Annotated in this window: 8 protein-coding genes; 7 read left to right on the forward strand and 1 reads right to left on the reverse strand. The window is 70.2% G+C overall.

Annotated features, from left to right (window positions below; all coding sequences use genetic code 11):
• Positions 1–4 precede the first annotated feature (4 nt).
• The 5 genes from KBY65_RS01515 (at position 5) to KBY65_RS01535 (ending at position 11,089) form a co-directional block, all read left to right on the forward strand.
• Positions 5–3,253 (forward strand): exodeoxyribonuclease V subunit gamma, encoded by a 3,249-nt coding sequence (locus KBY65_RS01515; protein ID WP_255000282.1) that lies wholly within the window; start codon positions 5–7, stop codon positions 3,251–3,253.
• Entirely contained in the window at positions 3,250–6,999 is a 3,750-nt protein-coding gene (locus KBY65_RS01520; RefSeq protein WP_255000284.1) for a UvrD-helicase domain-containing protein, read from the forward strand. Before KBY65_RS01515 ends, KBY65_RS01520 begins: the two co-directional genes overlap by 4 nt.
• Complete coding sequence (locus KBY65_RS01525; protein WP_254986988.1) at positions 6,996–8,597, forward strand: ATP-dependent RecD-like DNA helicase; 1,602 nt, start codon at positions 6,996–6,998, stop codon at positions 8,595–8,597. The genes KBY65_RS01520 and KBY65_RS01525 overlap by 4 nt, the downstream gene beginning before the upstream one ends.
• Positions 8,594–8,959, forward strand: coding sequence for a phosphomannose isomerase type II C-terminal cupin domain (locus KBY65_RS01530; protein ID WP_094559375.1), 366 nt, complete (start codon positions 8,594–8,596; stop codon positions 8,957–8,959). The genes KBY65_RS01525 and KBY65_RS01530 overlap by 4 nt, the downstream gene beginning before the upstream one ends.
• 240 nt (positions 8,960–9,199) lie before the next feature.
• On the forward strand, positions 9,200–11,089 hold the full coding sequence (locus KBY65_RS01535; protein ID WP_255000286.1) for a DEAD/DEAH box helicase: 1,890 nt from the start codon (positions 9,200–9,202) through the stop codon (positions 11,087–11,089).
• 302 nt (positions 11,090–11,391) lie between these two features.
• Here the strand turns inward: KBY65_RS01535 and KBY65_RS01540 are convergent, their stop codons facing one another.
• On the reverse strand, positions 11,392–11,592 hold the full coding sequence (locus KBY65_RS01540; protein ID WP_094559376.1) for a hypothetical protein: 201 nt from the start codon (positions 11,590–11,592) through the stop codon (positions 11,392–11,394).
• Between the two features lie 255 nt (positions 11,593–11,847).
• On the opposite strand from KBY65_RS01540, the gene KBY65_RS01545 reads away from it, so the two are divergent.
• Together KBY65_RS01545 and KBY65_RS01550 are read left to right on the forward strand one after the other, a co-directional pair.
• A complete protein-coding gene (locus KBY65_RS01545) occupies positions 11,848–12,225 on the forward strand; it encodes an RNA recognition motif domain-containing protein (protein WP_255000288.1) in 378 nt (125 codons plus the stop codon).
• Between the two features lie 131 nt (positions 12,226–12,356).
• On the forward strand, positions 12,357–14,159 hold the full coding sequence (locus KBY65_RS01550) for an ABC transporter ATP-binding protein (RefSeq protein WP_255000290.1): 1,803 nt from the start codon (positions 12,357–12,359) through the stop codon (positions 14,157–14,159).
• Positions 14,160–14,165 lie beyond the last annotated feature (6 nt).

Consider the following 14,165-nt stretch of genomic DNA (forward strand, 5'->3'; position numbering starts at 1 on the left):
ATCCTTGCTCACCGTTTTCCGGGGCAACCGGGCTGAACACCTGGCCGAACTGCTGGCTGCCCAGCTGCGGCTGAACCCGCCAGACCCCTTCGCGTCGGTGCAGGTGGTGGTCAACACCTGGCCCACCAGCCGCTGGCTGGGCGAACAACTGGCCGTGCACCTGGGGGGGATCGCCGCCAACATCCGCTACCCGTTTCCGGGCAGCCAGCTGCGCCAGATCGTCAATGCCGTGCTGGGCGATGCCCCCGGCGACGAGGATCCCTGGCGCGCCAACCAACTGGTGTGGCCCGTGTTGGAGCTGCTGCCCGAGTTGCTCGAGCAGCCCGAGGCCGAGGCCCTGCGCCACTGGTGGAGCCGCCGCCAGGGCAGCAGCCAGCACCTGAACCTGGCCCAGTGGCAGCTGGGCCGCAGCATCGCCGATGCCCTCGACGACGCGGCCCTCTATCGGCCCGACCTGCTGGCGGCCTGGTGGCACGGGGAGGAGCGCCCTCCCCTGCCCCCCGAGCAGGCCTGGCAACGGCGACTGGTGACGTTGTTGCGCGAGCGACTGGAGGTGAAGCCCTTTGGCCTGCGGGTGCGCGACGCCATCACCCAACTGCAGCAGGGACCACCACCAGCGGGAAGCCTGCCCGACCCCTTGCGCCTGTTTGGGCTCAGCAGCCTGGCGCCGATCCAGGTGGAGCTGCTCCAGGCCCTGGGCCTGCACACCCAGGTGGACCTGTATCTGCTCACCCCGTGCCGCGATCTATGGCAGCGCTGCACCAGCCGCCGTCAGCTGCTCAGCGACGCCATCGCCCTGCGCCAGCCCCTCGATGGCGACTGGCTGCTGCAGGCCTCGGGACTGGAAGCCCGCTTTGGCCGACTGGGCGGCGAATTCCAGCAGTTGCTCGAGGGCAGCGGCGAGAGCCACCAGGGGCAGTGGGCGGAAAAGGACCTATTTTTCGCGCCCGCCGCGGCCCATGGCGGCCCGGAGCCGGCGCCCCTGCTGCATCAGCTGCAGCAACAATTGGCGGATCCGGCTGAACAACCCCGGCTGCAGCGGGCCACAGGAGATCGCTCCTTGGAGTTCCATCGCTGCCCCGGCCCCCTGCGCCAGGTGCAGATCGTGCGCGACCGGATCCTGCAGCTGATGGCGGCCGACGCCACGCTCCAACCCCGGGATGTGCTGGTGATGACCCCCCAGGTGGATGGCCTGGCGCCGCTGGTGGCGGCTGTATTTGGCGACAACGAGGCCACCGGGGTGGACCTGCCGTGGCGACTCACCGACCGCAGCCAGCAGAGCGAGGCGAGCCTCAGCCGCAGCCTGCTGGAGCTGCTGGCGCTGGCGGGGGAGCGGTTCACCGCCTCGGCGCTGGAAACCCTGCTGGAGAGTCCGGCGTTGCAGGAGCACTTCCAGCTCAGCGGCGCCGAGATGGCGGCCCTGCATCCGCTGCTGCAGCGCTGCGGCTTCCGCTGGGGCCTCGATGCCGAAGAGCGCGGCGGGCTGGCCAGCGGCAGCCTGGCCTGGGCCATCGACCGGTTGCTGCTGGGGCTGGTGCTGCCCGAGGAGTCCGGCCTGGCCCCAGCCGACACCGCCCCCCTGGCCTGCGGCGAAGGGCTGGAGCTGTTGGGCCGCTGGCTGCACCTGCTCACCCGGCTGCGCCACTGGCTCATGGAGCTGCGGCGGCCGCGGCGCTGCGAGGCCTGGGCCAGCTGCCTGCGGGCCCTGCTCACCGACCTGTTTGGTGAGGGCGGCGATCAGGCCTGGGAGCTGCCCCTGGTGCTGGCCGCCATCGACGCCTGGCAGCAGGCCGCCGCCGGCTGCGCGCTGGAGCTCGCCGCACCGGTGGTGGCGGCCGTGCTCGATGAACGGCTGGCGGCCGATTCGGGCCGCTTCGGTCACCGCAGCGGCGCCCTCACCATCAGCGCCCTGGAGCCGATGCGGGCCATTCCCCACCGGGTGGTGGTGTTGATGGGGCTGGATGCGGGCGCCTACCCGCGCCAACGCCAGCGGCCCGGCTTCCACCTGCTGGAGCAGCAGCGGCAGCTGGGCGACCCCAACCCGGCCGACCAGGACCGCTACGTGCTGCTGGAGGCCCTGCTCTCGGCCCGCGACCACCTGCTGGTGACCTGGAGCAGCCGCGACCCGCGCAAGGGGGAGGAGCTGCCGCCGGCCACACCGGTGCGTCAGTGGCTCGAATGGCTGCAGGGGCAACTGCCCTGCCAGGGCCAGGGGCTGGTGGTGGAGCACCCCGCCAACCCGCTCGACCGGGCCAATTTCCAGCCCATCGGCGAGCGGCCGCCCGGCAGCTGCGACCGGCGCCTGCTGGAGGCCCGGCAACTGCTCGATCAACAGCTCGATCAACCGGGGGGCGGCACGCTGCAGGCACCCTGCCCCCTCGCCGCGAGCGTTGCCCCTGGCGACACACCCGACGAGGAGGCTGACGCCTACAGCGACCTGCGCGACTGGCTGCAAGCCCCCCAGGCCAGCTGGCTGGCGAGCCTGGGGCTGCGGCCGCGGGAATGGGCCGACAGCCTCGACGATCTCGAGCCCCTCAGCCTCGACGAACGCCATCGGGCGGCGCTGCTGCGCCAGGCCCTCGACCAACCGGCAGGCGCACCCCTGGAGGAGCCGGGCAGCTGGTTGGAGCGCCACCGGGGTCAGGGCCTGCTGCCGCCCCTGGCGGCCGGGGAGCTGGAAGCCCGCGGCCTCAGCCAGCGCTGGCGCAGCCTGCAGGAGAGCCTCGCGACCCTGGGGCCTGAGCGCCGCCTGCTGGCCACCTGGCAGACCTGGCAGCAGGAGTTGCTGTGGCGGGGCTCCTCGCTGCTGCTGCTGCACACGGCCCGGGCCCGCTACCGCCAGCGGCTGGAGCTGTGGCTGGCCCTGCTGCTGGCCTCAGCCGCCGACCAGGCCCCGGCTGACGGGGTTCTGGTGGCCCGCAGTGACCAGGAGTTCAGCGTGGCCCTGCGCCTGAAGGCCCCGGATCGCGACACCGCCCGAGCGGAGCTGGAGCGCCTGGCGGACCTGCGCGAGCACTGGCGCCAGCGCTGCTGGCCGGTGCCCCCGGAAACGGGCTGGATGCTGCTGGAGAAGGGGGAAGGGCGGGCAATCGACACCTGGGAGGGCAATGCGCTGGTGCCCGGCGAACGCCAGGAGCCCGAGCAGACGCTCTGCTTCGGCGCCGACCTCAGCGGCAGCGCCCTACTGGCCAGCGGCCTGGTGGCCGAGCAGGCGGCGGTGTTGCTGGGCCCGCTGCGGGAGCGGCTGGCATGACGCACACCCCCAAGCGCGAGCAGCCTTTTGAGGCCAATGGCTTTCCCCTGGAGCCCGGCATCCGGCTGCTGGAAGCCAGCGCCGGCACCGGCAAAACCTTTGCCCTGGCCCAGCTGGTGCTGCGCTACGTGGGCGAGGCGGAGCTGGGCCTGCGCCAGCTCCTGGTGGTGACCTTCACCGAAGCCGCCGCCGCCGAGTTGCGCGATCGCATCGGCCAGCGGCTGCAGCTGGCCCTCTCTGGCCTGGAGGATCCGGCCTGGGAAGCACCCGATCCCACCCTGGCCACCTGGCTGGAGCGGCAGCGGCCCCGGGCCGACAGCCTGCGGGCCCGGCTGCTGCTGGCCCTCGAGGAGCTCGATGCCGCCGATATCACCACCATCCACGGCTTCTGCCGCCGCACCCTGCAGCGCCAGGCCCTGGAGGCCGGGCTTCCCCCCGAGCTGCAACTCGAAGACGACCAGAACACCCTGGCGCGGCAGGTGGCCCACGACTACTGGCAGCGGCAGGTGCTGCCCCTGGACAGCCACCTGCTGGCGGGGCTGCAGCAGCGGGTCCAGGGCCCCGAGCTGCTGGAGCAGCTGCTGCGCCAGCTCGATGGCGATCCGGCCCTGCAACTCGACCCCCTGCCGCCCCCGCTGCAGGCCGATGCCCCCCTGGCCCCCCAGCTCACGGCCCTCTGGGCGGAGGCCTGGGGTGGGTTTCAACAGCTCTGGTCCGAACGCGGTCGGACCCTGGAGGCGGCGTTCTGCGCGGCGGCCGCCCAGTGGCGCGGGCAGGGCGTCAAAACCACCACCCCCTACAGCCCCAAACCCACCAAGGACCGCTGCGCCCTGGTGGAGGCCTGGATTGCCGCCCAGCCCCCCGGCGGCGACTACGGCGCCACGGCGGGCCGCAGCGGCGGAGCCGGGGGGTTGCTGCGCGACTACTTCCATCCAGGCAGCTTCCTCAAGCTGGCCCGGGGCCTGGACAGCAGCAGCGAGGGCCCGGAGCCATCCCTGCCGGAGCGCCCCCTGCTGGAGGCGATCGCCCAGCTGCTGGATGGGCCGGCGGAGGCCCTGCTGCTGCACGCCTGCCACTGGGGCCGGGGCGAACTCAACCGTCGCCGCCGCCAGAGCGGACGCCTCGGCTTCGCCCAGCTGCTGGAGGGTCTCGACCCGGGGGACCTGGCCAGCACACCGCTGCTTCAGGCGGTGGGAGACCGCTATGCGGTGGCCCTGATCGATGAATTTCAGGACACCGACCCGATCCAGTGGCGGATCCTGTCGCGGGCGTTTCAGCCCGAACGGCACCGGCTGGTGATGGTGGGCGATCCCAAGCAGGCGATCTACCGCTTCCGAGGCGGCGAGCTGGCCACCTACCTGCGCGCCCGGGCCACGGCAAGCCAGGCCGGCGGAATCAGCAGCCTCACCGACAACTACCGCTCCAGCGAAGCCCTGATCAGCGGGCTGAATGCCCTGATGCACCCGGGCCTGCGCCGCAGCGGCCTGGCGGTGCCGCAGGTGCATCCCCGGATGGGGGACGCCGGCCTGGTGCTGCCCGCGGGCCAGCACCCCCTGCAGTTGCTCTGGCTGGGCGGGAAGCGTCAGGCCGGCCAGAAACCGCCGAGCCGCAGCGCCCTAGAGCGGCAACTCCCCGGCCAGATCGCCAGCTTCACAGCCGCGCTGCTCAACCGGGGGCTGGTCGAGCAGCGTCCCAACGGCAGCCGCCCCCTGAACCCGAACGACATCTGCCTGCTGGTCAGCACCCACCGCCAGGCCGAAACCCTGCGCGGCGAGCTGGAGGCCTGCGGCATCGCCAGCCGCCTGGTGAGCCAGGGGGATGTGCTGGACAGCGCCGGGGCCACGGCGCTGCAGCGGCTGCTGGATGCCCTGGCCGAGCCGGGCCGGGCCAACCGGCTACGGCTGCTGGCCGCCTCCCCCCTGCTGGGTTGGAGCGCCGCGCAGATCGCCGGCGCCAGCCCGGAGGACTGGAGCACCCTGGCGGCGCGCCTGGCCCAGCTGGCCCAGCAGCTGCCGCGCCGCGGACTGCTCGGGGTGCTGGCCAGCCTGCTGGAGCAGCGGGGCTTGGCCCGGCTCTCCCTGGGGGGGCGGTTGCTGGCCGATCTGCAGCAGTGCGCCGCGTTGGTGGCGGAGCGCCTCCACGCCGACAAGCTGGGGCCGGCGGCAGCGGCCGACTGGCTACGGCGCCGGCGGCTCGAGCCCGACCGGGACGTACCCGAAGCCCACCAGCCCCACAGCGACGTGGTCGATGCGGCGGTGTCGGTGGTGACGGTGCACCGCAGCAAGGGCCTGGAATACCCGGTGGTGATCTGCCCCTACCTCTGGCAAGCCCCGGGAGACGGCCGCGGGCCCCAGCGGATCGGCGTGCGCTGGCAGCCCGGCGGCAGCGATCCCGTGCTCGATCTGCATCTGAACGGCCACTGGCGGGCTGGGTTTGCCGCCCGGCAGCATCAGTTGCAGGCTGAGCTGCAGGAGCGGGAACGCCTCGCCTACGTGGCCGCCACCCGAGCGCGGCTGCTGCTGGTGCTGGCCTGGGGGCCGGCCCAAGGGCAGCAGGGCAACCCCCTCCACCCCTGGCTGTTTGACCAAGACGAGCCCCCCGCCGCCGATCACGACCCCTACGCAGGCCGCAGCGATGCCGACTGGCGCGAGCGGTTGCAGCAGGCTCTAGGCCGCCGACGCCTGCCCCTCACCCTGCTGGATCCCCCCACCCCCGGCGAACGCATCCGGCTGCTGGCCTGCCACGACAGCAGCAACGCGCCCTTGGCGCGGGGGCCCGTGCCCCGCGCCCCCTTCGACACCACCTGGGGCCGCAGCAGCTACACCAGCTGGACCCAGGGCAGCCACAGCGCTGCTCCCGCGGCGCTGGAGGAGGGCCGCGAAACCGATGCCCTGGTGGCCGAACTCGACGCCTCAGCCGAGCCCGGCGGCGAGGCGCCGCAGCCCTGGCCGGATGACGGGCCATTGGCGGCGTTTCCTTGGGGGGCCCAAGCGGGCGATTGCCTGCACCGCATCCTCGAGCAGCTCGACTACCGCCAACCCGTGGCGGCCCAGGCGGAGCTCTGTGCCCGGGAACTGCAGCGGGCCGGCATCGCCGAGCAGCACGGCGCGGCGGCGGTGCTGGGGTTGGAGCAACTGCGGCAGACCCCCCTGGGGGGCGCCCTGGGGAGCTTTCAGCTGGCCGAGCTGGAGCACGGCGATCGCCTCAACGAGATGAATTTCGATCTGCCGCTGAGCCTGGTGCGGGCCCGGGCCCTGGCGCGTCCATTTGCCGACCACCCCGAAGGGTGGTTTGGGACGGCCTACGCCGAGCAGCTGGCCCAGCTGGACGTGGCCAGCCAGGGCTTCCTCACCGGCTCGATCGACCTGGTGTTCCGCCACGGTGAGCGCTGGTGGGTGGCCGACTGGAAGAGCAACTGGCTGGGCGAGCGCGACGCCCAGGGCCAACCGCTGCACTGCGGTCCGCGGCACTACACCTCGCCAGCAATGGCCGCGCTGATGGCCACCAACCACTACCCGCTGCAGGCCCACCTGTATCTGGTGGCCCTGCACCGCTACCTGCGCTGGCGCCTGCCCGGCTACCGCCCCGACCAGCACCTGGGCGGCTACGTCTATGTGTTCCTGCGGGGGGTGCCCGGCCCACGGCCGCCAACCGCAACGGGCGGCGACGTGCCCGGCATGTTTGTGGAGCAACCGCCGCTGGCGCGGTTGCTGCAGCTCGACCGGGCCCTCGGGGGCACGCCATGAGCACCAGCCCCGTTGCCGATCAACCCGCGTGGCTGCAGGCCCTGGCCGCAGCCCTGAGCGAAGCCTTGCCGCGGCTGCACGCCACCAGCCCCGATCCCCTCGTGGGCGAGCTGATCGAGGCCCTGGCTGCAGCCCTGGCGGAGGGCCAGCTGGAGATCGCCGTGCCCAGCCCGGAGCATCGCCAGGCCCTGGAGGCCTCACCGCTCAGCGCCGAGCCCAATGGCCCCCTGGCCCTGGAGGGCGATCGGCTGCTGTGGCGGCGCTGGCAGCGCCAGCGCGAGGGCGTGCTTCAGGCCCTGATCAACCGGGCCCAACGGCCGCTCGATTCAGCCACACCAGCGCCCGCCGTCGAGATCGAGGACAGCAGCGGGCTCGATGCCGACCAACAACGGGCCGTAGCGGCGGTGCTGCGGCATGGGCTGGTGCTGCTCGAGGGCGGCCCCGGCACCGGCAAAACCAGCACCGTGGCCCGCATGCTGGCGGCGGTGCAGGCCCAGCAACCCGGCAGCCGCATCCACCTGGCCGCTCCCACCGGCAAGGCCGCCGCCCGGCTGCGGGCCGCCCTGGCCAATGCCGAGCTGCAGCTGCCTTGCAGCACCCTGCACCGGCTGCTGGAGAGCCGCGGCGAGCGGTTTGGCCGCAATCGCCACCACCCCCTGGCCCTCGACCTGCTGGTGGTGGATGAGGTGTCGATGGTCGACCTGCCCTTGATGGAGGCCCTGCTCGACGCCCTGCCGGCCAGCTGCCGGCTGGTGCTGGTGGGCGACGCCGCCCAGCTGCCGCCGGTGGGCCCCGGCAGCGTGCTGCTCGACCTGCAGGCCCCTGAGCGCCGCCGGGCCCTGGGGCCTGCGGCCATCACCCTGCGCACCACCTACCGCAACAACGGCACCATCGCCGCCGTGGCCGCCGCCCTGCGCGACGGCGACCAGCCCCTCGAACCCCTGCTGACAGGCCTGCTCGAGCCCCTGGATCCAGACGCCAACCTGGCCTGGATCCAGGCGGGGCCGCGGATGCTGCCAGCCACGCTGCTGGAGCGGCTGCGGCGGCACCAGCAACAGCTCGAGCAGCTCTGTCGCCAGAACGACCCCAACGATCCCGCCACGGCGGCCAGCCTGTTGGCCGCCCTCGACGCCTGCCTGGTGCTCACCCCGCTGCGCCGCGGCCGCTGGGGGGTGGAGGCGATCCACCAGGCCCTGCTGGGGGAGGCCACCGGGCGCTTGCCCCAGCACTGGCCGCTGGGCACACCGGTGCTGTGTCGCCACAACCTGACGGAACTGGGCCTCGCCAACGGCGACGTGGGCCTGGTGGTGGAGGGCCCAGGGGTCACCCGTGGGGAGCGCCGGCTGCTGTTCAACACGCCCGGCAGCCCCCAGCCGCTCTGGATTCACCCCGCCCAGTTGCCCGATGCAGAACCGGCCCTGGCCCTCACCGTGCACAAAGCCCAGGGCAGCGAGGCCGATGAGGTGTGGGTGCTGATGCCCGACACCGGCCGCCCCCAACGGCGCCTGCTCTACACCGCCATCACCCGGGCCCGGCGGCAGGCCCAGCTGATCACCCCCTTGCGGGCCCCGTCCGACAGCGCCAGCCTGATGGCGTGATCCACCCCAACCCCCACAACCCGGAAGGCCGGGTGGAGCGCCCCTGGGGCTGGTTCGAAACCTTGGCCAGCGGTGAGCAGTATCGGGTGAAACGGCTGCTGATCCACAGCGGCCAGAGGCTGAGCCTGCAGCGCCACCAGCACCGTTGCGAGCACTGGGTGGTGGTGGCGGGCACGGGCGAGCTGCAGGTGGTCGACGCTGTGATCGCGGCGGTGCCAGGAATCAGCGTGTTCATCCCCCAGGGGGCGCTTCACCGGGCCCAGGGCGGCAGCGAAGATCTGGAGATCGTCGAGGTGCAACGCGGCGCCTGGCTTAGCGAAACCGACATCGAACGACTGGCCGACGATTTTGGGCGGCTGTGAATGGCGAGCCATTGCGAGTGATAAAGTTTTGGTTCAGCCTTTTTCAAGGGCAGGGCAGTTTTGTTAGGTGCGGGCCAGAGCAACTGATTACCGGGTTCGGCAGTGCAGCGTTTTGTTGCTCCGCCACTGCCCATCGAATCAGTCTTTCTTGCCTCCATTGGGTTTCTGCCGGCCTGCGTTGAAGGACCTCACCAGCCAGGACTTCACCAAGTTCTGCTTCACCAGGCCGAATTGAATCCAGTGACCGAACTTTCCAACGGCGGCAGTTTCACCTGCTCCGTCGAAATCAATGCGTCTGTAGAGGCGTCGACGGAAGCGTCCGCGCAGACCTGCGTCGATCCATCCAACGACGTCTCCGACACCCCGATCGAGACGCCCACCGCTACTGCTTCGGCCCAAGAGGAGTCGAAGGCCAGCCAGGGCTTTGCCCGCTTTGGCTTCGGGCCCGAGCTGCTGAAGGCCCTTGAGGCCATTGGCTATCAGGAGCCCTCACCGATCCAGAAGGCCGCCATCCCCGAGCTGCTGCTCGGTCGCGACCTGGTGGGCCAAGCCCAAACGGGCACCGGCAAAACCGCAGCATTCGCCCTGCCGATGCTGGCCGCCCTCGATCCCGCCGAACGCAAGCCCCAAGTGCTGGTGCTCGCCCCCACCCGGGAGCTGGCCCTGCAGGTGGCCGACGCCTTCAACAGCTATGCCACCCACCTGAGCGGGGTGCGCACCCTGGCGATCTACGGCGGCGCCGACTTCCGCGAACAAATACACCAGCTCAAGCGTGGCGTTCAGATCGTGGTGGGCACCCCCGGTCGGGTGATGGACCACATGCGCCAGGGGACCCTCGACCTCTCCAATCTGCGAGCTCTGGTGCTCGACGAGGCCGATGAAATGCTGCGCATGGGCTTCATCGACGACGTCGAATGGGTGCTCGAGCAGCTACCTGAAAAGCGTCAGGTGGTGCTGTTTTCCGCCACCATGCCGGCCGAAATCCGGCGGATCTCGCAGAAATATCTCAACGCGCCCGCCGAGATCACGATCAAACAGAAGGCCGCCGATGCCAGCCTCATCCGTCAGCGCTTCCTGATGGTGCATGCGCCCCACAAACTGGCTGCGCTGGAGCGGGTGCTCGAGGCCGAAACCAGCGAAGGGGTGATCATCTTTGCCCGCACCAAGGCGATCACGATCACCGTGGCCGAATCGCTGGAGCAACACGGCTACGACGTGGCGGTGCTCAACGGCGACGTGCCCCAGGCCCAGCGGGAGCGCACCATCGAACGCCTCAAGAGCGGCCAGGTGGATGTGCTGGTGGCCACCGACGTGGCCGCCCGCGGCCTCGATGTGGAGCGCATCGGCCTGGTAATCAACTACGACATTCCCTTCGACTCCGAGGCCTACGTGCACCGGATCGGTCGCACGGGGCGGGCGGGCCGCAGCGGCGACGCCATTCTGTTTCTCACCCCCCGCGAGCGGCGCTTCCTGGGCAGCCTCGAGCGGGCCGTGGGCAAACCGATCGAAGAGATGGAGGTGCCCAGCAACGCCACCATCAACCAGAACCGGCTGGACCGGATGCGCACCAAACTGACCTGCTGTCTGCAAACACCCTCCAGCAGCGATCAGGAACGGGCCCTGCTCAGCGAAATCCTGCAACGGGTGGCCCAGGAGCTGGGCTCGAGCCCCGAGCAGCTGGCACTGGCCGCTCTCGAGCTGAGCCTGGCGGGCAAACCGCTGCTGCTCCAGGGCGAAGAGAATTTCCACCAGGTGCGTCCGAGTGGTCCCGGTCGGGATGGCGGACGGGATGGAGGACGGGACTTCGGGCGCGATCGGGGTCGGGGGCGCGAGCTGGGACGCGATGGGGTTCGGGGTCCCCGGGGTGAGCGGCCCATGGGACCGCCGGAAGATCACATGGAGCGCTTCCGCGTCGAAGTGGGCTGGCGCGACCGGATCAAGCCCGGCAACATCGTGGGTGCCATAGCCAATGAGGCGGGTCTGAACGGTCGCTCGATCGGCCGCATCCAGATCTTCGACACCCACAGCACCGTGGACCTGCCCAAGGGCATGCCCGATGAGGTCTTCCAGGGCCTGAGGCAGCTGCGGGTGATGAACAAACCACTCCAGCTCTCCCGGCTGCAGGGTTAACCGTCTCGGGCGCCAGACATGCCCACCGCCCGACCCTGCTCCATGTCGCCCAGTCCTGTGCGAATCGTCCCCGTTGGCCTGCTGTGCCTGGGGCTGGGGCTGGCCGGGCTGGGGCCATCCAGCCGGGGCATCAGCGTCTCGGAGGTGGTGAAAGCCTTCTGCCTATCGGCCTATCAAGCTGATCTGCAAAAGCAGGGCAAAAATGTCTCGCTGGCGCAGCTGGATCGCACCTGTGGTTGCGTTGGGGAGCGAGTCGCCCAAGGCAGCGACGTGGAGGATGCCCACGTGGTGTGTGGGCGCCCTCAGGCGCAGAGACTGGTCACGTCTCCCACACTCACACTGGTTAACCCAGGCACCGAGAGCCTTTCGACAGCGGCGATCAGCGAGACCTGAACGTCCAAGCTTTCGCTGGTCACCAGGGTCTGCAGCAGGTCGAAACGATCCTGGGGAGCCAGCTCTCCATCCTCGCGCCAGGCGAGGCTCCAAGGGACAGGGGCCGTCATCACGGGGTCGCAGTTGATCAGGATTTGCTGACAATGGAACGTTACTGGGGATCGCCCAGGGAACTCCAGAGTCTCTTCAGAAGGGCTTCACGGTTCTCCATGATTCCCGCTCTCACGCCGTGGTCAGGCCCAACAAACCGGTAGGCTTGAGGGTGATTCCAAGGCGTTCAGGCTCCCATCGGCGCGCTCAGTTCCCACTGGCATTCCCGAGGAAGCGCAGCACCAACCGAATCAGTTCCAGGATTTGCTCCATTAATGACCATTTACGTTGGCAACCTCTCGTTCCAAGCTGAACGCGAGGACCTGCTTGATCTCTTCGGCCAATACGGAGAGGTGCGCCAGTGCAGCCTGCCCCTTGACCGGGAAACCGGTCGCAAGCGCGGCTTCGCCTTTGTCGAACTGGCTGACGATGCAGCTGAACAGAAAGCCATCGACGACCTCCAGGACGTCGAATGGATGGGCCGCATGATTCGCGTCAACAAAGCCACCCCCCGTGAAGGCGGCGGCGGTGGTGGTGGTGGCGGCCGCGGCGGCTACGGCGGCGGCGGCGGCGGCGGTGGAAACCGTGGCGGCGGCGGAGGCTATGGCGGTGGTGGTGGCGGCGGCTACGGCGGCGGCGGCAACCGCTGGTAAGTCATCCGACCAGCCCTGACCCTGGACCCCTGGCCGTGGATCACCCCACGGCCAGTGGTTTTTTGCTGGCCGAGATCGCACGGATCAGCATCGGGGGGCAACATCGTCACCAAGTTGTTCCCCAGCCGGCCATGTCGCCCCAGACCGCCACCAGCCCCACCACCCTGCAGCGGCTGTTGCGCACCCTCCGGCCGCACCGACGCCGGGTGTGGCTAGCCACCAGCTGCTCGGTGCTCAACAAACTCTTCGACCTGGCCCCACCGGTGCTGATCGGCTTGGCGGTGGATGTGGTGGTGCAGCAGGACACCTCCTGGCTGGCGGCCCTGGGCGTCACCTCCGTGCCAGGCCAGCTGGGTGTGCTGGCGGGGCTTTCGTTTGTGATCTGGAGCGCCGAATCCCTGTTCGAATACCTCTACGCCCTGCTCTGGCGCAACCTGGCCCAAACGGTGCAGCACGAGCTGCGGCTTGAGGCCTACGCCCATCTGCAGCAGCTGGAGATGGGCTTCTTTGAAGCCAGCAGCAGCGGCAGGCTGCTCACGATCCTCAACGACGACATCAACCAGCTGGAGCGCTTTCTCGACCACGGCGCCAACGAGATCCTGCAGCTGCTCACCACGGTGCTGGCGGTGGGCGCCGCGATGCTGTGGCTCTCGCCACTGGTGGCGGGGGTGTCGTTCCTGCCGATTCCCGTCATCCTCTGGGGGTCGCTGCGCTTCCAAAAGCGGCTGGCCCCCCGTTACGCCGAGGTGCGCGAGCGGGCGGGGGATCTGGCCAGTCGCCTGGCCAACAACCTCGGCGGCATGCTCACGATCAAGAGCTACACGGCGGAGACCTGGGAAACCGCACGGCTCAGCGAGCAGAGCCAGGCTTACCGCAGCAGCAATGCCCGGGCCATCCGGCTCTCGGCAGCCTTCATTCCCCTGATTCGCTTCGCGATCCTGTTCGCCTTCCTGGCGATCCTGGTGATCGGCGGCTTGCAGGCCTGGCGCGGTGCCATCGCGGTGGGCACCTACAGCTTCCTGGTGTTCATCACCCAGCGGCTGCTGTGGCCCCTCACCACCCTGGGCCGCACCCTCGACGACTACCAGCGGGCCATGGCCTCCACCAACCGGGTGCTCAACCTGCTCGACACCCCGATCGCCATCGCCAGCGGCCAACAGAGACTGCCTTTGGGCCAGGTGAAGGGAGAGCTCCGCTTTGAGGGCGTCAGTTTTGGCTACGCCGGTCGCGAGCCTCTGCTGCGCCACTTCAACCTGACGATCCCCGCCGGCAGCACCCTCGGCATCGTGGGTGCCACGGGCTCAGGCAAGAGCACCCTGGTGAAACTGCTGCTGCGGCTCTACGCCATCCAGGAGGGCCGCATCCTGCTCGATGGCATTCCCCTCCACAGCCTGCAGCTCGACGACCTGCGCCGCGCCATCGGCCTGGTGAGCCAGGAGGTGTTTTTGTTTCACGGCACCGTGGCCGAAAACATCGGCTACGGCAGCTTCGAGGCACCCCGGGCCGCGATCGAACGGGCTGCCCAATTGGCAGAGGCGTCGAGTTTCATCGAGGCCCTACCCCAGGGTTACGACACGGTGGTGGGCGAGCGGGGCCAACGGCTCAGCGGCGGCCAGCGCCAGCGCATCGCCCTGGCCCGCGCCATCCTCAAAAACCCTCCGGTGCTGATCCTCGATGAAGCCACGGCGGCGGTCGACAACGACACCGAAGCCGCCATCCAGCGCTCCCTCGATCTGATCACCGCCGAGCGCACCACCCTGGTGATCGCCCACCGGCTCTCCACCGTGCGCCACGCCGATCGGATCGTGGTGCTGGAGCAGGGCCAGATCGTGGAAAGCGGCCGCCACGACCAGCTGATCGCTGCCGATGGGGCCTATGCCAACCTCTGGCGGGTGCAGGCCGGTCTGCGCAGCGGCGAACCCCTGCGACTCTGAGCCCTG

Origin of the sequence: Cyanobium sp. Alchichica 3B3-8F6 (assembly GCF_024346435.1) — a bacterium.
GTDB lineage: Bacteria > Cyanobacteriota > Cyanobacteriia > PCC-6307 > Cyanobiaceae > Cyanobium_A.